We start from the raw sequence: 17280 nt of genomic DNA, 5'->3' as shown, positions 1-17280 counted from the left end.
TTTTATTGAAATTTTCATATTAATTTACAATATTTTCAAGAGGCATAGCCTAAAATTTGAAATAGCTTAACTCCTACCGGAGAAAATATAGCTTTTTGTGGCTTAATCATAATATAGATATAAATTTGTAGCTTTTTAAAATTGATATGATTTGAGTTTACAGATGAATAATGAAAAATATATGGTTAATCTTAATGGGTATAAACTAATTTAGAATATAAAAAAGCTGTATTCTTTAATGAGAATACAGCTTTTTTTGTGCCACTACATCTTAAGATGTAATGGATATCCATATATAAACTTAATATAAGCAATGAGAGTGGTTATTTAATTAACCTACATCTTACTTGTAATTATTAATCTTATAGTTAGTAAGATAGTCTTCATAAGAATTAAATATTGTTCTATTTGAAGAAACTTTAAGCTTATTAGTTAATTTTGCAGTTGATATTTTGTCTGTTGCTTTTGCTATGATATTAAATCACCTCAATTACATTATAACACAAAACATGTAATATTTAAAGGGATTTACCTATTGAATGTAGAATGTATACCTTATGGGGTGATTAGATATGGAGACAAAAATTATAATGGATAGTGGAAAAGAATATATGGTAGAAGAAAGTCCAGAAGAAATATTAGAGAAATGTTATTCAGATACAAAATTGCCTGTTGGAAATACAATTAAAACTTTTACTAATAAGTTTATACAGTTTGATAATAATACAATAATAGGTTCTATGCATATATCTTCTTTAGAGATAATGGAAGAACATAAACAAGACAAAAAACTAGAAAATACCAAAAAGATAGAGAACACCAAAAAGATAGAGGACACCAAAAAGATAGGTGCCAAAGATAAAAGATAAAAATACCCAGAAATTGATGCATTTAATTCTCAAACAATAGACCTTTCCATTATTGGATATAGTAAGCCAATAATAGAGGGGTCTATTATTATGTGAAAATCTTTATACAAAAGAATGTGTATTGCTGTAAAGATTATTAATTTACAATATAAAGAAAAGAGCAATTATGTTATTTTTTGATGATATGGGTCATATTGTTTTTAAAGGTAATTGTGGTTTATGAAAAGCTATATGGGTATTAATGATAAAGCAAATATGCATATAATCTTCTTTGTTATCATAAGTATAAATTAAGTTATAACATCTTTATATAATGTAAAACTTAGTATATATATTGCAAGTGATTTGTATAACAAATTATGAGTAGTTAATAAGAAATAAAGTGATAAACAAAGGGGGAAAGAGTTATGTCATCTAATACGTTAATAAGCAATATAAACAAGCATATACAAGAGAACTTTTGGCTATATATTATAAGCATTCTTTGTGTACTTACAGGTATAATTTTAGGAATTTATAGTGTTAAATACATGGGTCAGTCAGAGAGAAATGATTTGCTAAATTACTTGGCAAATTTTGTTGATCCTTCAAATACAAAGGGTATAAGTTATAAAGCTATATTTTTACAGTCTGTTAAGAATAATTTACCTGTGATTGTTTTTCTTTGGTTTTTAGGTTTAACAATAATTGGTATGCCGATAGTTATAATTGTAGATTTACTAAAAGGATTTACTGTTGGATTTACATTTAGCTTTATGATAAGTGGGTTAGGAAAAAGTGGTATTGGTATTGCAATATTAGGCGTACTTCCACAAAATATAATATATATACCATGTATTGTTTTTGCATCTGTAGCTTCAATGGAATTTTCTATAATGTTGCTTAAAAACAAGTTTAGTAAGCAATGGACAAGTAGTATATCTGGTAGAATAGTGAATTATAGTGTATTATTTATTATAATAATAGTTTTATTGTTTATAGGGATTATAATAGAATCGTATATCGCACCATATTTTGTTAAAAATCTTATTAATAGTATGGGAAGCGTAACCAAATGAAGCACAAGGATTTATGGAATTTTGTAATTGTTACAATAAAATGTTTTATTATTTTACTGGTGATTGGTATTTTAATGCCAAAAGCTGTAGATTATTTATTGCAAAATTTAATTAGCAATACAAGAATTTACAAGAACAGTATTCTAGTTTACAATTTAGTTGATAATAACTATAAATTGTTTTACAATTACATCCTTGTATTTTATTTGTTCTTTAAAATATAACGTATCTATAAATATTAATATTTCCTATAATGTGGGAGAAAAATCATGAATGAATTATTAACAAAATATATAAGAAATTTATCTAGTAATAAGCTAACTAAAAATACTATCGATGCATACACAAGAGATGTAAAAAGATTTATTAAATTCACGAAATCTAGAAATGAAAGTTTAGAGCTTATTGATTCTATAACAATTAGGGCTTACGTAGAGCAGCTTAAAAAAGATGGGTGCGCAAATAGTTCAGTGGCAAGGAGTATAGTTTCTGTTAGAAATTATTATAAATACCTTATTAAAAATGATTTTGTGCAAAATGACCCTACGGCTTATTTCTCAATACCAAAAATCAAACGTAATATACCTCAGATTCTATCAATAGAAGAGATAGACAAGTTACTAAATGAACCTGATGAGTCAACTGATAAAGGCTGTAGAGATAAAGCAATGCTTGAATTAATGTATGCCACTGGGATAAAGATATCAGAACTTTTAAATTTAACAATTTATGATATAAATTTAGAAATGTTATACATAAGATGTAATAATGGTAAAAAGAATGAAAGAGTGATTCCTATAGGATCTCATGCAGTTAGATGTTTATCGCTATACTTAAAAATTAGATCAAATATAAATGTAAATAATTTAAGTTTGCTTTTTTTAAATATAAAAAGTGCTAAGATGACAAGGCAGGGATTTTGGAAAATTATCAAAGAATATGCTAAAATGACTAATATACAAAAAACAATAAATTCCTATACAATAAGACATTCTTTTGCTGTACATTTATTGCAAAACGGTGCTGGAATGTCTTCAGTACAACAATTATTAGGTCACAATAGTATGTCTACCACTCAGATTTATTCTTCTATAGTTAAAAAAAGCAAAATATCAGAAATCTATAAGAATACTCATCCTAGAGCTTAATTCTTGGAAACAAAGAGAGATTCGATATAGCTTTATCTTTATCAAAAGATAAAAGTGTAAAAGCATGTTAAACATGTTTAATATTTAAAAAAATAAAACCCACTTTCATTATTAATGAAAGTGGGTTTTTATTTGCAATTTATCAATAGTTAAATTTTTTTATTTAATATAAAAAAATAGTGATAATATCAATGTATATTGGTAAAAATAATGTTAGAAATTTGATATAAAGCAGATGACAATAACGTAATGTTATCTAGTTGAAAGGAAAACGAGGAGGATTTATATGAAAATAAATTTTAAAAATGTATTATGTTTGATTTTATCATTAATTTTTACCACACAACTTCTTGGGGTGACAGCTAAAGCTGAAGTAGAGACTAAAGATAATAAAGGAATTGTAGTTGATGCAAAATCAGCACTACTAATGGAACCATCTAGTGGCAAAATAATATATGAAAAAAATGCTCATGAAAGATTTTCACCTGCATCGGTAACTAAAATAATGACTATGTTATTAGCAATGGAGGACATAGATTCAGGCAAAATAAAATTGCAAGACAAAATAACCGTGAGTGAAAATTCTAAAAAGATGGGTGGAAGCAGTATGATACTTGATACTGGTGAAGTTAGAACAGTTGAAGAAATTCTAAAAGGAATTGCAATTGCATCAGGAAATGATGCTGCAGTAGCAATGGCAGAATATTTAGGAGGCAGCGAAAGTGGTTTTGTAAATATGATGAATCAAAAAGCGAAAAGTCTTAATATGAAGGATACTAATTTTAAAAATTGTACAGGGCTACCTGCTGAGGGACATTATTCATCAGCATATGATATCTCAATTATGTCAAGAGAATTATTGAAACATTCTAAAATATTAAAATATTCATCAACATATATGGAAACTATTTCAGAGGGGAGAAAGGCTCCAATTGGGCTTGTAAATCATAATAAACTTGTTAGATTTTTTAAAGGCTGTGATGGACTTAAAACTGGGTTTACAAATGAAGCAAAATATTGTATATCAGCTACTGCAAAACAAAACAATGTAAGGATGCTCGCAATAGTTATGGGTTCGCCAACTTATAAAATAAGAAATAATGATGCTAGCATGTTAATGAATTATGGATTTTCTAAATTTGAAACTAAAAAAGTAGTATTAAAAGATCAAGAATTAGAAAAAATTGGCTTAAATAAAAATGGGGACAAATATCTTATAGCTAAAGCACAAAAGGATTTTCTTATAACTATTGAAAGAGGAAAGAAAAATAATATAACTAAAAAATTTGTTATCAAGCAAAATTTAAAAGAATATAAAAAAGATCAAGTTATTGGATTTTGTGAAATATATAATGATAATAAATTATGTGGTAAAATTAATGTTTATAGTGATAGAAATATAAAAAAATCTAGGGTATGGGATAATTTTAAAGATAACTTTTTAGAATTATTTGATAAAGCGGTATAATATCTTAAAGCTATAGCTTCTTTGCAAAAATTATTTGCTTAGAGGCTATTTTTTTATAGTAATTGGACATGTATTTCAAATATTCTGTATATTATAAGGTAGCCTAAATAGTTACTAGTTATTTTTTTCAAGATGCATTATACTTAAAATAAGATATATAAAGAAATCTTGATAATTAATTGTTTAGAGGAGATTGTACATGTCATTAAGTATAAAAGTAACTAATTTTGAGGGACCATTTGATTTATTATTACATCTTATAAAAAAAAATGAAATGAATATTTATGATATTAATATTGTAGAAATCACAGATCAGTATTTAGAATATCTTAAAAACATGAAAGAAATGGATTTAGAGGTAACATCGGAATTTATAGTTATAGCTGCTACTTTAATTGAAATTAAATCTAAATATTTGTTGCCTAAACCAAAAGAGGAAAAAAGCGAGGATGAAGAAAATGATGTAGAAAAGGAATTACTTAATAAGTTAATAGAATATAGAAAATATAAAGCCATAGCTGAAAATTTAAAGGAATTAGAGCAGGATGCAGGTATAATGATCAGCAAAAAACCTGAAATAATTGAAAAAGATGATGAGAATATAGAAGAAATAGATTTTCTTAGTAACATTACAATAAATGATTTATATAATATATTTAACAATTTAAGACAAGAGTACATAAATAAAATGAATATTAATAATGTTATTGATAAAAAAATATTATTAGATGAATTTAAGATAGAAGATAAAATGTTTGAATTAAAACAAAGGTTGGATTCTTTTGGTAAAGTTCATTTTACAAAATTAATTAAAGGATATACATCAAAAATAGAAATAATTGTAACTTTTTTAGCAATACTTGAACTAATTAAAATAAGAGGTGTAAGAGTAATTCAAGAAAGCAATTTTAAAGATATATATTTAGAAAGGGTAAACTGATATGAATGAAATTAATAGTAAGCAATTACAAATTGAACCAGTTTCAACAAAAGAAAGATATTTTTCTATTATTGAATCCTTGTTGTTTGTTGCTGGCGAATCATTAAAACTAACTGAAATTGCAAGCATTTTGCAGTGCAACATTGCATTTACAAAAAAAGTAATAGGCGAATTACAAGAAATATATGAGGAAGAGAGTAGGGGAATTAGAATTATTGTAACAAATGATGAATACCAATTTGTTACAAAACCTTGTAATAGTGAATTTGTTCAACAACTATTGAAGACAAATACTAGGAGATCGTTGTCTCAAGCTTCACTTGAAACATTAGCTATAATAGCATATAAACAACCAATAACACGAGTGGAAGTAGAAGAAATAAGAGGTGTTAAAAGTGATAGGGCAATATATACTTTATCTGAAAAAAGTTTAATCGAAGAAAATGGGCGAAAAAGTGTTCCAGGAAGGCCAATTATTTATGTAACTACGAGTGAATTTCTTAAACATTTTGATTTTCAAAATTTAAATGAAATGCCTTCTTTTGAAGATTTTAATAAAAATAAATTTAAATCGGATGTAGATGTTAAGCAAACTAATTAAGCAATTTTAAAGATAACTCATATATTCTATAATACATTAAACCCACCATAAAAAATTATGGTGGGTTTAATGTATTACTGTTTATTTACAAGAAGCTTTTTATAAAAACTAGTCATCACATTTTTCATCATTATTAGGTGGTGCATCTTTATCACATTTATCTTTAAACATCCCTTTAACAATATCAAAAATTTGTGGAACAGTATCAATAATTCTATCATATGAGTTTTGCGAATCTACAGATAATACTCTTATTGAATCATTTTTTACAACTAAAAATGCAACAGGTTTTACAGTAACTCCAGCCCCAGAACCACCACCAAAGGGATAGTTATTATTTGAGTCAGAAGGGGTTACACTATTAAATTCACTACCACCGGATGCGAAACCAAAACATACTTTTGAAATAGGAATAATTGTAGTACCATCTATTGATTTTACAGGATCACCTACAATGGTATTAACATCTATCATATCTTTTATGCTTTCCATAGTGCTTTTCATTAAATTTTCTATTGGATGATTATCCATGTATACTTCCTCCTTTATACTTTTTAATATTGACTTTGTTATGCTTTATTTTTATAAGGCAAAGAAAAATTACAAATGATATATTAACAACTTTTGCTAAATTTATATAAATTATACATGAAATTTCCATATTAAGATTATTCTCTTTAAAATGTGGAATAACTTTAAAATCTATATTTTTAACTTTTACAAATTTTATTAATAGATCATATAAGAGACCATAAATTGAATGGATTAAGCCGAATAAAATTGCTACAAATGCAGCATCATCAAATCCATATTCTACTTTAGTATTTAAAAAGATTGTCGGTTTAAATTTTAAATTCTTAATTTTATAAATGATTAATTTTATATCATAAAAATTTAAAGATTGTAGAATTTTTTTGGGAGGATTAGATTCTGAATTTTTTTTTGAATCAATTTTTGAAACCTTTTTTAACTTTAACTTTTTATTATATAAGTAAATTTCCAAAACTTTGTTTAAGTATTTGAGAGTTATTTTTATAGGGATTGGAAATAATAAAATTATTAAAGCTAAAAGAAACATGATTATATATTTAAACATCTTAACCTCCAAATCTATCTAATATTTGGTAGTATACCCAAGTATTTATAAAAATATCAACAAGTATATATAATATTTGTTATTTTAAGATGATAAGAGGGTTAAATCAAAAAACAATAAAATTTTAAAGAGGTGAAATCATGACAAAAAAATTTAAAGTGTATTTATCATTATTTCTAAGTATGGTTTTGTTATTTACATCTTTCGTACAAAATGTGTATGCTGATGATTTATATGTTAATGCAGTTAGTGCTATAGCATTAGATTGCGATACAAAACTTGTATTATACCAAAAAAATGCATATACCCCAATTGAGATTGCGAGTACTACAAAAATAATTACGGCACTTGTGGCAATTAAAAGCGGAGATCTAAATAAAAAGATAACTATTTCAAAAAAAGCTGCAACTATACGTGGATCAGAAATAGGATTAAAAGAGGGAGAAGTGATAACTTTAAGAGAGTTATTATATGGACTTTTGTTAAGGTCTGGGAATGATGCTGCAATTGCAATTGCAGAAGGTATAAGTGGAAGTGTTGATGAGTTTTTAAAGCTTATGAATGAATATGCACTAGAGGTTGGATTGCTAAATAGCCATTTTGAATCGCCTCATGGATTAGATAGTAGCAAACACTATTCTACAGCATATGATTTAGCCTTAATTACTGCAAAAGCAAAAGAAATTAAATTTTTCAATGATATAGTAGGTTCTAAAGATATTAGTGCTACTGAAAATAACTTTAGTAGAAGTTATCATAACATAAATAAAATCTTATATCTTCTACCAAATTCTACAGGCGTGAAAACAGGATTCACTGGAAAGGCAGGTAAATGTTTAGTGACTTCTGTTAAAATACATGGTAGAGACGTTATTATAGTTACGTTAAACTGTACCCCTAGGTGGAAGGAAACTGAAAAAATCAATAACTATGTTGATAAAAATTATAAATATAATAAGATAATAGGCAAAGGTAATGTATTAGGAAGTTTTAATATAAAAAACGGAGTTAGTAAAGTTGAAATGATAAGTAAAAGAGATATAATAGTTCCAGTAAAAAACAATCAAAAAATCGAAGTCAAAATTAAAAAACCTTTATATGAGGCTTCAGCTCCCGTACGATGCGGAGAAAATATAGGAAGGGCAGACATATATGCAGATAATAAACTCTTATTTACAGAAGCTCTTGTGTCTAAACAAGCTGTGTATAAGAAAAATAATTTTAAGATAAATTTTGAAAAAATTAAAAACTTGATTGTTAAATACTAGAGAAAGAGTATTGTTATTTGTTTAGTTAAATATATTTTTCTTGTGTTTAAAACAGCTAAAAATCAAAAAAATTGAAAAGTATTATAGTTTTATTGTAACAATATTTATATTTTAAAATATTTTAATAGTATAGTACTTTAGGAGGTTAGGTTGATGAGTTATGAACCATACGATTGTATTGATGTCGGAAGTGAATTTTGTCCTAGGTACACTAAACTGCGATATGCAGTTTAGTGTTTTATTTTAATGATAATAAATTTATTTTTATTATGCCTTTTATACCATCCCAGTATATATTGTCTACAATGCTATTAATTAACAAACGTTTGTCATTAAAATCTAAAAGATCTACTATTGATGAAAAATTATTAAAGGAATATAAAAACTTATCTATGTTTGAATTACTAACTTTATATTCGCATAAAGTTGTTTTTAATGTTTCATATTTAATATTTAGGTTTTCTAGTTCAGTTCCCAACTTGAAAATTTGAGGTGTTATATATTTTGATATTTCGTTGTCTAAAGATAACTGAGTTACTAAAACATCTATTTGGGATTGCTTTACAATAATTTGTTCTGGCAAATCGTTTATTTCAGATAACATTAAGCTATTTTTATTTGTTTCACATTTGATTTTTATTAATTCTTGTAATAAGATATTTTTGTTTATAGTAATATTTTTTAAATTGTCTATAACTTTTTTTTCAAGTTCATCTACTCGTATGTTAGGATTATTACATCGCAAACCTTTAGAATAATCTTTGGTACTACAAACATAGTATTGAATTTTCTTATTGGTTTTTGCACTAATATGACCATGTTTAACAATCATACTTTTACCACATTTAGAGCATTTTAGAGTTCCAGTAAGTAATGCTGCTGCCGAGGTACCAAGCCTTGGAGCTTTAGTTTTATTAATGTTCAGTATTTTTTGAACCTTAAGCCAAGAGGATGCATCTATAATCCCTTCATGGGTTGAGACTGCAGCAATCCATTCTGTTATATTACGTCTAATTCTAGCTCCTTTACTTTTATTATAAGTTAATATGCCATGTTTATCATCAGGTGTTCCACATACATTCATGCCAATAGTTTTAAGATGATTCATAACAGCCTCATTTGCTCTAACATATAAAGGATTTCTTAATATGAGTTGAATCCTTTTCTTATTGAAATCGACCCCATTCTTTGTTTTAATATTTTTTTGAAAAATAAAAATAAAAACCTGATTGATAGATTTAAATTTTAAATATTTGTTGTAGATAATTTTTACCACATCTAGTTCTTTTTTTACCTGTGATAATGTGAACATGGTTTTTTCTTTGAACTGTGCATCTAAATAGGGCAGCTTTTTACTTTCATAACCAAGTGGTGTTTGTCCCCCTAGCCATCTCCCACTTTTTGCAAGTTCTAACATATTGTCACGAACTCGTTCACCAATAGTTTCTCGCTCAAGTTGAGCAAAAACCGAAGCAATATACATCATCGCGCGACCCATTGGTGTGGATGTATCAAACTGTTCATTTACACTTATGAAACTTATGTGTAAACTATCTAATTCGTTAATTAACGTGGTGAAATCAGAAATATTTCTACTAATTCTATCTAATCTGTAACAGATTAGTACGTCAAACTTTTTTACACTTGCATCAAGTAGCATTTTTTGAAATTGAGGTCTCTTAATGTTTTTACCAGAAAAACCTTCGTCTTCATATATTATAAAAGTTTCAATGCCTAAATGACTGCCTTCACGTTTACATAATTCAATCTGATTAATTATCGATTCACCTTTTCCAGTGAATTTTGATTTTCTGGAGTATACAGCAGCAGTTTTCAATTTATCTACTCCTTATTAATTGTTGAGAGATATAATAAAACTATAGATAGACTATAATATCTCTACAAAATAAACATATGTATTTAAAAAAAGTAATATTACGAAAATGTATAAAGCAAATATATTTGGTTATATATATTTTTTGTAACAGTAAGGTTAGAACTACATACTATAAGATAATAGCTGATTTGGAGGAGCGCAAATGAAGGTTAATACCATAATTCTTTCAAATTTAAATGAAAAAGAAGCAGAACTTTTGAATGAAGAATATTCAAGGAAGGTTGCAAGAATAATAGCATCAAAGCTTACATTACAGGAAATAAACCAATTAATTGAAAAATTAATGGTTAACTAAAGTTTTTTAAATGTTACAAAAGTAGTACTATTATATAAAAGGAATAAATGTACTAGAATAGAATAAAATAGAAAAGAGAAAGTTTAAAGATAATAAGAAAATATATTTCAATAATGAATAATAAACAATCTGAATATATTGGAACAAATCTTATTAAAAAATGATATACTATTATAATATTCAATACAACACAAAATATGGAGATGATTTATATGAAGTTATGCGAAATATGCAAAAAAAATATAGCTATGATATTAACATCAAAAATTGAAAATGGGAAAACTGAAACTATAGGATTATGTATAGAGTGTGCTAAAAAGAGGGGAATTCCAGTTATGGATCAATTAATGCAGCAAGCTGGACTATCATCAGAAGATATTGAAAGCCTAAATGAACAAATGGGTAATATGTTTAAAGGCATGAATTTAGAAGATATGAATTTAGAAGATATGAATCTTGAGGAATTAAATATAACAGGTTCAGATAAAGATAAAGATACAAATACAGAAAATAGTGATGGAAAAAATATTATTGGTAATATTTTTAATGGGTTATTTTCAACTGATGATAAAGATAACGATTTGCCTGAGAAGGATGCTGAAATATTTTCAAAGATAAAAGAAACCCCTGAGGATAAGTCAAAAAAGAACTGGTTTAAAAAGAAGAGAAAGCACTTAGATACATATGGGATAAATTTAACAGATAAAGCAAGCCGAAATGGCGTTGACAAAGTTATTGGAAGATATAAAGAAATTGATCGTGTTGTACAGATATTAAATAGACGAGGTAAAAATAACCCAATACTAATAGGAGAGGCTGGTGTTGGTAAAACAGCTATTGCAGAAGGTCTTGCTGTAAGAATTGTAGAAAAGCAAGTACCAGAAAAATTATTTAATGCTGAAGTTTATCTACTTGATTTAACTGCTGTGGTTGCGGGTACTCAATTTAGAGGGCAATTTGAAAGTCGTATGAAGTCAATTATTGAAGAGGCTAAGGAAAGCGGAAATATAATATTAGTTATTGATGAGGTACACAATATTATGGGAGCTGGTGAAGTTCAGGGTGGAGCTATGAATGCTGCCAATATTTTAAAACCTGCTTTGGCTAAAGGGGAAATACAAGTTATTGGTGTAACAACGCTTGATGAGTATAGAAAATATATAGAAAAAGATGCTGCCCTTGAGAGGAGATTTCAGCCAGTTTTAGTTGAAGAGCCCAGTATAGCAGAGACAATAGAAATTTTAAAAGGAATACGAGGTTATTATGAGGATTATCATAAAGTTAAGATATCTGATGAGGTAATTGAGGAAGTTGTAAATTTATCTGAAAGATATATAACAGACAGATTTTTGCCAGATAAAGCAATAGATGTAATTGATGAAGCTGGATCTAGAGCTAATTTAAAAAATAAAGGGTTAGTGGAACTTGTAGGTTTAAAAGAAGAGTCAGCAAGAATTCAAAATGAAAAGGATGAAGCTGAAGAAACTGGAAATTTTGAGAAAGCTGCTGAATATAGGACTAAGTTATGCAAAGTTAAAGAAGATATCATTAAGACACAAAAAAAATGTAGTGAGGTTGAAATTACTGTAGAGGATATTGCTTACGTAATTGAGGCATGGACTAAAATTCCAATTCAGAAAATTACAGAAAAAGAAGCAAAGAAGTTATTGAATTTGGAAAGTAGATTGCATAAACGAGTTATAGGTCAAGATGAGGCTATTAAGAGTTTGTCTAGAGCAATAAGGCGGAATCGTTCAGGATTTAGAAAAAAGAAAAAACCATCTTCTTTTATTTTTGTTGGGCCAACTGGAGTTGGAAAAACAGAGCTTGTCAAAGCACTTTCTTGTGAGCTTTTTGGAAGAGAAGAAGCACTAATTCGTATAGATATGTCTGAGTACATGGAAAAGCATACAGTTTCAAAATTAATTGGGGCACCTCCAGGTTATGTAGGATATGATCAAGGAGGCCAATTAACTGAAAAAGTAAGAAGAAAGCCATATTCGGTAATTCTGCTGGATGAAATAGAGAAGGCTCATCCAGATGTATTTAACATGTTACTTCAAATTCTTGAAGATGGAATATTAACTGATAGTCAAGGTAGAACTGTTTTCTTTGATAATACTGTAATTATCATGACATCTAATGCAGGGACTAAGTTTAAAGCAAGTGGTATTGGTTTTGTACAAGGTGATTATGATGTATTAGAGGCACATGTAAAGGATGCACTAAAAGAAACATTTAAACCTGAATTTATAAATAGAGTAGATGAAATTATTGTATTCACACCTCTAGAAAAAGAAGAACTACGAAAAATAGTAGATTTAATGATTATGGAAGTAGTGGAAGAGGTAAAAGAAAAGAAAATTACATTGCATGTTTCTAAAGCTGTAGCTGACTTTATATTAGAAAAGGGATATGATGATAAATATGGAGCAAGGCCACTTAGACGAACTATTCAAAAATATATTGAAGATGAAATTGCAGAACACTATCTTCAAAATGAATTTAAGGAAGGATCAGATATATCTATAAAATTAAAAAATAATAAAATAGTTATAGTATGAAAAAGTACAAAAGCTACTGAAGATTATTCAGTAGCTTTTGTACTTTATATTATTCTTCTATGTTTTGTTTATTAACAGCATAAGTCTTTTTTAGGCTATAAACAACATACTGCTGTTCAACGAAAATAACAGTATAATAAATAACATTACATATAAGCAGTGCAAACAAAATATCCATTATTACGTGTTGTTTTACAAACTCTGTCGATATAATAATTAAAAATCCTATAACATTAACTGGAATTTTAACTGTTTTCCTCGCAGTAGTTGAATTTATACCTTTTACTGCTAGGTATGAAGTTATTACATGTATACTCGGGAAACAATTAAATGGTTCGTCAGAATGGTAAGTAAATAAAATTAACTTTGTAAATACATCATTTCCTGTAACCATAGGTCTTGGAACCGTGGTTTGAAAAAAGTAATAAGTAATAAAAGCAACAACGTAACAAAGGCAAAGAGTGATCATAGTTTCGTAGTAAACCTTTTTGTTTTTGAAGCATAGGTAAACAAAACAAAAGGCTAAGAAAAACCATAAAGACATATAAGGAATTATAAATATCTTTATAAGTGGTAAAAATCTGTCTAAACTAGTACTAATATTATAAATGCCTCTCTGAGTGTTATTTAGCTTCCAATAAAATAAATTGGAAAAAGGAATACAACCAATAAGAACTAGAGGCAATAGATTTCTAAAAAGCTTTTTCATGTCATCAGTCCTTTCTTAAGAACTATTTTAACGGAAAATCACAATAGATACAATGTTTTTTTAAAATAATCTATTGATTATTGTGTAATTAATATAAATATTTAACAACATCTATACATATTGTATATTTGCATGCTCAAAATCGCATATTAGTGTCTCAACCATGTCCTTGCCATCTGGCAGAAACAGGAGATTGCATATTATGTTCACAACTTGCAGGTAAAGATTTTTGCGATTGCTGTAATTTTAATGGGGTATGCATATATCAAGAATACGCTTCTAATAATTACAAAGCTAAAGAAAGCAGAAAATATTACAATTGCAAGATATTAGAAAAGAACAAAATTGAGCAAAATGTAATTACACTAGTTGTTGGCGCAAGTGATAAATTAGTAAGTGAATTGGTACATGTAGGTAGCTATATTTTTGTGCGAAGACCAGATACAGAAACAAGGTTTGATACGCCAATATCAATAATGGATACAGATACGAAAAATAATACATTAACTATTGCTATAGAATTAAAAGGGGCCAAAACCAAAGCATTAGATGTGTTAAAAGTAGGTGACGAATTGCTTGTAAAAGGGCCATTTTGGAACGGAACATTAGGACTTAAAAACATATATAAACTTATAAATAGTAAATGTTTGATTGTAGCAAGGGGTATAGGTCAGGCACCAATGATACCAGTAATTAAGCATTTACATTCAAATAATAATGAGATTATAGTTGTGCTTGATAATTCACCTTATAAAAGCAGTTTTATTAATGAATATCTAAAGAAATATGCAGCAAAGGTTATACAATGCAATACTATTGAGGATGGAAGAATAACATCTGAATTTAATGCTATTATAAATGATTTAACTAGTAATAGTGATATTGATTTAGTTCATTGTGATGCTGCTGATGTTTTAAATTATGAATTAATGAAGGCAGTAGAAAAAATAGACAAAAACATTAATTATTCTTGTTGTAATAATGCCAAAATGTGTTGTGGAGAAGGGGTATGTGGATGTTGTACAAGAATAAATAACGATCTTAAATTAAGGAGACTCTGCAAGATGCAGACTGAACCTAAATATGTATTGGAAGGGAGGAGAATATTTTGAAGGTTATCATAATTGGCGGTGGATGGTCTGGTTGCATGGCAGCAATTACTGCAAAAAAGGCAGGAGCTGAGGTTGTAGTATACGAAAAAACAGATATGCTTTTAGGACTCGGCAATGCAGGCGGAATAATGCGAAACAATGGAAGGTACACTGCAGCAGAAGAATTGATTGCACTAGGGGCAGGTGATTTAATACATGTGACTGATGCAAATAGTAGGCATAAAAATGTTGATTTCCCTGCGCATAAACATGCCTGGTTCTATGATGTAAACAAAATTGAACCAGCAGTTGTAAAATGCTTGAAGAGCATGGATATAGAATTGAGAATGATAACAAGAATAGTAGATGTTGAAAAAGAAGGTAATAAAATCAAAGGAATATATTTGTCAGATGGCAAGTATGTAGAAGCAGATATATTTATAGAAACGACAGGTTCAACAGGACCAATGGGTAACTGTTTAAAATATGGCAATGGTTGTTCTATGTGTGTATTGAGATGCCCAGCTTTTGGGCCGAGAGTAAGCATAAGTTACAGAGCTGGGGTTGAAGACTTAAAAGGAGAGAGGGAGGAAGATGTATATGGGGCATTTAGTGGTTCTTGTAAAATAGCAAAAGAATCTTTAGGTGCAAGTATTATAAAGCAATTGGATGAGATGGGGGTGGTTGTTTTAAAAGTCCCAGAGGAAGATGTAAATTTGGATAAGCTTAAAGTAAAGGTATGCCAACAATACGCACTAAAAGAGTATGCTGAAAATATGATTTTGCTAGATACAGGTGATGCAAAACTTATGACTTCATATTATCCTTTGGATAAGTTAAGAAAAATTAAAGGTTTAGAAAACGCAAAATATATAGATCCAATAGCAGGGGGAAAGGGAAACTCTATAAGGTATCTTTCTGTAGCTCCAAGAACAAATAGCATGAAGGTTATAGGACTTGATAACTTGTTTTGTGCAGGAGAAAAATCTGGATTATTTGTAGGGCATACAGAGGCTATGATAACAGGTGCTTTAGCTGGACACAATGCAATAAGAAGCTATCTAGGAATGCCTCTTTTGATATTACCGCGAGCTTTAGCTGCTGGAGATATAATAGCTTATGCAAATGAAAAAATGCAATCTAAAGAAGGAAGAAGAAATAGATATACATTTGCAGGCGCAGAATATTTTAAGAGAATGCAGAAACTTGGACTTTATACATTAAATATAGATGAGATTAAGAAAAAAGTTGCGAAATTAAATTTAACTGATATATTTAATGAAAAACTTATATAAAGTAATAAAATTAGCAGTATATATTTACAATATAATACACACAATACTCTTATGTGGAAAAGATATATTATATATGGACTTGTTGGCCTCTTAGCAGAGGTCTTGTGGAATGGTTTTGGAGCAATGCTTCGGGGGGATGTATTACTTAGGGGTACTACCTGTATTTGGATGTTTCCCATATATGGGCTTGCGATATTTCTCGAGCCTGTGCATGATATGATAAAACATCTTCCGCTTATAGTGAGGGGAGGCATATATATGGTTCTTATATTTGCAGTAGAATTAATTTGCGGACTACTGCTTAGGTTGGTAATAGGTGAGTGTCCTTGGAATTATGCTAATAATGCATTCTCAATATGTGGCATAATTACATTGAATTATGCACCAGTATGGATTGCTTATGGGATTATGTTTGAAAAAATACATGATGTTATAGTGAAAATTGAGAATAGTTTTAAAAAAATGTAGATTAAGTTAGGTTGGATATTATAAAAAGCTTGGCGTAGTAATATTACTACACCAAGTTTTATTTGAGTTTATACTCAGGTGATATGTTTAATAATAGGGAATCAATACTAGTTTTTAATATCTTCGCACTTTGAAGCGAAAGTCCTGTAGAACAAAGAATTTTACTTGGTATTTCAATAGCCATATTTTTTAATTTAAAGCCCTGCGGTGTTAATTTAACATAAACATTGCGTTCATCAACAGTATCCCTAATTCTTTTTACAAGATTAATACATTCTAATTTTTTTAGTAAAGGAGTTAAGGTTCCAGAATCAAGGTGTAATTTTATACCCATTTCCTTTACTGTAATATTATCCTTTTCCCATAAAACCAATAGAGAAATATATTGAGTATAGGTTATGCCCAATTTATTTAAAAATGGTTTATACAATTTTGTTATTTCACGGGAACAAGCATATAGAGCAAAACACAACTGGTTTTCTAATTTAAGACTTTCATCATTCACTCCTAAGC

17 protein-coding genes are annotated in these 17280 nt (G+C 28.2%); 12 read left to right on the top strand and 5 right to left on the bottom strand.

The features are described 5' to 3' along the window. Nucleotides 1–572 precede the first annotated feature (572 nt). The 6 genes from KPL38_RS04680 to scpB all read left to right on the top strand — a co-directional run bounded on the left by KPL38_RS04680 (nucleotide 573) and on the right by scpB (nucleotide 6084). On the top strand, nucleotides 573–869 hold the full coding sequence (locus KPL38_RS04680; protein WP_216287665.1) for a hypothetical protein: 297 nt from the start codon (nucleotides 573–575) through the stop codon (nucleotides 867–869). A gap of 407 nt (nucleotides 870–1276) precedes the next feature. After that, the gene (spoIIM, locus tag KPL38_RS04675) at nucleotides 1277–1927 is read left to right on the top strand and encodes a stage II sporulation protein M (protein ID WP_216287664.1); all 651 of its coding nucleotides are present in this window, start codon (nucleotides 1277–1279) and stop codon (nucleotides 1925–1927) included. A 269-nt stretch (nucleotides 1928–2196) separates the two neighbouring features. After that, the gene (locus tag KPL38_RS04670) at nucleotides 2197–3075 is read left to right on the top strand and encodes a tyrosine recombinase (RefSeq protein ID WP_216287663.1); all 879 of its coding nucleotides are present in this window, start codon (nucleotides 2197–2199) and stop codon (nucleotides 3073–3075) included. A gap of 286 nt (nucleotides 3076–3361) precedes the next feature. Then, entirely contained in the window at nucleotides 3362–4543 is a 1182-nt protein-coding gene (locus KPL38_RS04665; protein WP_216287662.1) for a D-alanyl-D-alanine carboxypeptidase family protein, read from the top strand. Between the two features lie 199 nt (nucleotides 4544–4742). Next, nucleotides 4743–5483 (top strand): segregation/condensation protein A, encoded by a 741-nt coding sequence (locus KPL38_RS04660; protein WP_216287660.1) that lies wholly within the window; start codon nucleotides 4743–4745, stop codon nucleotides 5481–5483. A gap of 1 nt (nucleotide 5484) precedes the next feature. Further along, complete coding sequence (gene scpB, locus KPL38_RS04655) at nucleotides 5485–6084, top strand: SMC-Scp complex subunit ScpB (RefSeq protein WP_216287659.1); 600 nt, start codon at nucleotides 5485–5487, stop codon at nucleotides 6082–6084. Between the two features lie 108 nt (nucleotides 6085–6192). Here the strand turns inward: scpB and ytfJ are convergent, their stop codons facing one another. Together ytfJ and KPL38_RS04645 are read right to left on the bottom strand one after the other, a co-directional pair. Next, nucleotides 6193–6615: a GerW family sporulation protein gene (gene ytfJ / locus KPL38_RS04650; RefSeq protein WP_216287657.1), complete on the bottom strand. Its 423-nt coding sequence runs from the start codon at nucleotides 6613–6615 to the stop codon at nucleotides 6193–6195. Continuing rightward, the gene (locus tag KPL38_RS04645; RefSeq protein WP_216287655.1) at nucleotides 6608–7180 is read right to left on the bottom strand and encodes a DUF2953 domain-containing protein; all 573 of its coding nucleotides are present in this window, start codon (nucleotides 7178–7180) and stop codon (nucleotides 6608–6610) included. The genes ytfJ and KPL38_RS04645 overlap by 8 nt, the downstream gene beginning before the upstream one ends. Before the next feature lie 140 nt (nucleotides 7181–7320). Between KPL38_RS04645 and KPL38_RS04640 the strand changes: the two genes are divergently transcribed. Further along, complete coding sequence (locus KPL38_RS04640) at nucleotides 7321–8448, top strand: D-alanyl-D-alanine carboxypeptidase family protein (protein ID WP_216287654.1); 1128 nt, start codon at nucleotides 7321–7323, stop codon at nucleotides 8446–8448. Between the two features lie 238 nt (nucleotides 8449–8686). Here KPL38_RS04640 and KPL38_RS04635 read toward each other — a convergent pair whose 3' ends face one another. After that, nucleotides 8687–10285 carry a recombinase family protein gene (locus KPL38_RS04635; protein ID WP_216287653.1) on the bottom strand — a complete coding sequence of 533 codons (1599 nt, stop codon included), beginning with the start codon at nucleotides 10283–10285 and terminating at the stop codon, nucleotides 8687–8689. Between the two features lie 202 nt (nucleotides 10286–10487). Here KPL38_RS04635 and KPL38_RS04630 point away from each other — a divergent pair, with 202 nt between their 5' ends. Both KPL38_RS04630 and KPL38_RS04625 read left to right on the top strand, forming a co-directional pair. Next, the gene (locus tag KPL38_RS04630; protein ID WP_216287652.1) at nucleotides 10488–10640 is read left to right on the top strand and encodes a hypothetical protein; all 153 of its coding nucleotides are present in this window, start codon (nucleotides 10488–10490) and stop codon (nucleotides 10638–10640) included. Between the two features lie 212 nt (nucleotides 10641–10852). After that, the gene (locus KPL38_RS04625; RefSeq protein WP_216287651.1) at nucleotides 10853–13204 is read left to right on the top strand and encodes an ATP-dependent Clp protease ATP-binding subunit; all 2352 of its coding nucleotides are present in this window, start codon (nucleotides 10853–10855) and stop codon (nucleotides 13202–13204) included. 49 nt (nucleotides 13205–13253) lie between these two features. Here KPL38_RS04625 and KPL38_RS04620 read toward each other — a convergent pair whose 3' ends face one another. Beyond that, nucleotides 13254–13913 (bottom strand): phosphatase PAP2 family protein, encoded by a 660-nt coding sequence (locus KPL38_RS04620; protein ID WP_216287650.1) that lies wholly within the window; start codon nucleotides 13911–13913, stop codon nucleotides 13254–13256. Nucleotides 13914–14065: 152 nt separating this feature from the next. Between KPL38_RS04620 and KPL38_RS04615 the strand changes: the two genes are divergently transcribed. The 3 genes from KPL38_RS04615 to KPL38_RS04605 are packed head-to-tail and all read left to right on the top strand — an operon-like array spanning nucleotide 14066 to nucleotide 16767. After that, nucleotides 14066–15025, top strand: coding sequence for a sulfide/dihydroorotate dehydrogenase-like FAD/NAD-binding protein (locus KPL38_RS04615; protein ID WP_312884148.1), 960 nt, complete (start codon nucleotides 14066–14068; stop codon nucleotides 15023–15025). After that, the gene (locus KPL38_RS04610; protein WP_216287648.1) at nucleotides 15022–16299 is read left to right on the top strand and encodes an FAD-dependent oxidoreductase; all 1278 of its coding nucleotides are present in this window, start codon (nucleotides 15022–15024) and stop codon (nucleotides 16297–16299) included. The genes KPL38_RS04615 and KPL38_RS04610 overlap by 4 nt, the downstream gene beginning before the upstream one ends. A gap of 51 nt (nucleotides 16300–16350) precedes the next feature. Further along, nucleotides 16351–16767 carry a putative ABC transporter permease gene (locus KPL38_RS04605; RefSeq protein ID WP_216287646.1) on the top strand — a complete coding sequence of 139 codons (417 nt, stop codon included), beginning with the start codon at nucleotides 16351–16353 and terminating at the stop codon, nucleotides 16765–16767. 58 nt (nucleotides 16768–16825) lie between these two features. Here the strand turns inward: KPL38_RS04605 and KPL38_RS04600 are convergent, their stop codons facing one another. Beyond that, complete coding sequence (locus KPL38_RS04600) at nucleotides 16826–17272, bottom strand: MarR family winged helix-turn-helix transcriptional regulator (protein WP_216287638.1); 447 nt, start codon at nucleotides 17270–17272, stop codon at nucleotides 16826–16828. Between the last annotated feature and the right edge of the window lie 8 nt (nucleotides 17273–17280).

Origin of the sequence: Clostridium psychrophilum (assembly GCF_018861705.1) — a bacterium.
Taxonomy (GTDB): Bacteria; Bacillota; Clostridia; order Clostridiales; family Clostridiaceae; genus Clostridium_AD; species Clostridium_AD psychrophilum.
This window is presented reverse-complemented; position numbering and strand designations above follow the sequence as displayed.

Coding starts and splice junctions, on each gene's coding strand:
- ytfJ (WP_216287657.1), bottom strand. CDS start 6,615: ATGGATAATCATCCAATAGAAAATTTAATGAAAAGCACTATGGAAAGC.
- KPL38_RS04625 (WP_216287651.1), top strand. CDS start 10,853: ATGAAGTTATGCGAAATATGCAAAAAAAATATAGCTATGATATTAACA.
- KPL38_RS04605 (WP_216287646.1), top strand. CDS start 16,351: ATGTGGAAAAGATATATTATATATGGACTTGTTGGCCTCTTAGCAGAG.
- KPL38_RS04620 (WP_216287650.1), bottom strand. CDS start 13,913: ATGAAAAAGCTTTTTAGAAATCTATTGCCTCTAGTTCTTATTGGTTGT.
- KPL38_RS04680 (WP_216287665.1), top strand. CDS start 573: ATGGAGACAAAAATTATAATGGATAGTGGAAAAGAATATATGGTAGAA.
- KPL38_RS04660 (WP_216287660.1), top strand. CDS start 4,743: ATGTCATTAAGTATAAAAGTAACTAATTTTGAGGGACCATTTGATTTA.
- KPL38_RS04645 (WP_216287655.1), bottom strand. CDS start 7,180: ATGTTTAAATATATAATCATGTTTCTTTTAGCTTTAATAATTTTATTA.
- KPL38_RS04670 (WP_216287663.1), top strand. CDS start 2,197: ATGAATGAATTATTAACAAAATATATAAGAAATTTATCTAGTAATAAG.
- KPL38_RS04640 (WP_216287654.1), top strand. CDS start 7,321: ATGACAAAAAAATTTAAAGTGTATTTATCATTATTTCTAAGTATGGTT.
- spoIIM (WP_216287664.1), top strand. CDS start 1,277: ATGTCATCTAATACGTTAATAAGCAATATAAACAAGCATATACAAGAG.
- scpB (WP_216287659.1), top strand. CDS start 5,485: ATGAATGAAATTAATAGTAAGCAATTACAAATTGAACCAGTTTCAACA.
- KPL38_RS04630 (WP_216287652.1), top strand. CDS start 10,488: ATGAAGGTTAATACCATAATTCTTTCAAATTTAAATGAAAAAGAAGCA.
- KPL38_RS04665 (WP_216287662.1), top strand. CDS start 3,362: ATGAAAATAAATTTTAAAAATGTATTATGTTTGATTTTATCATTAATT.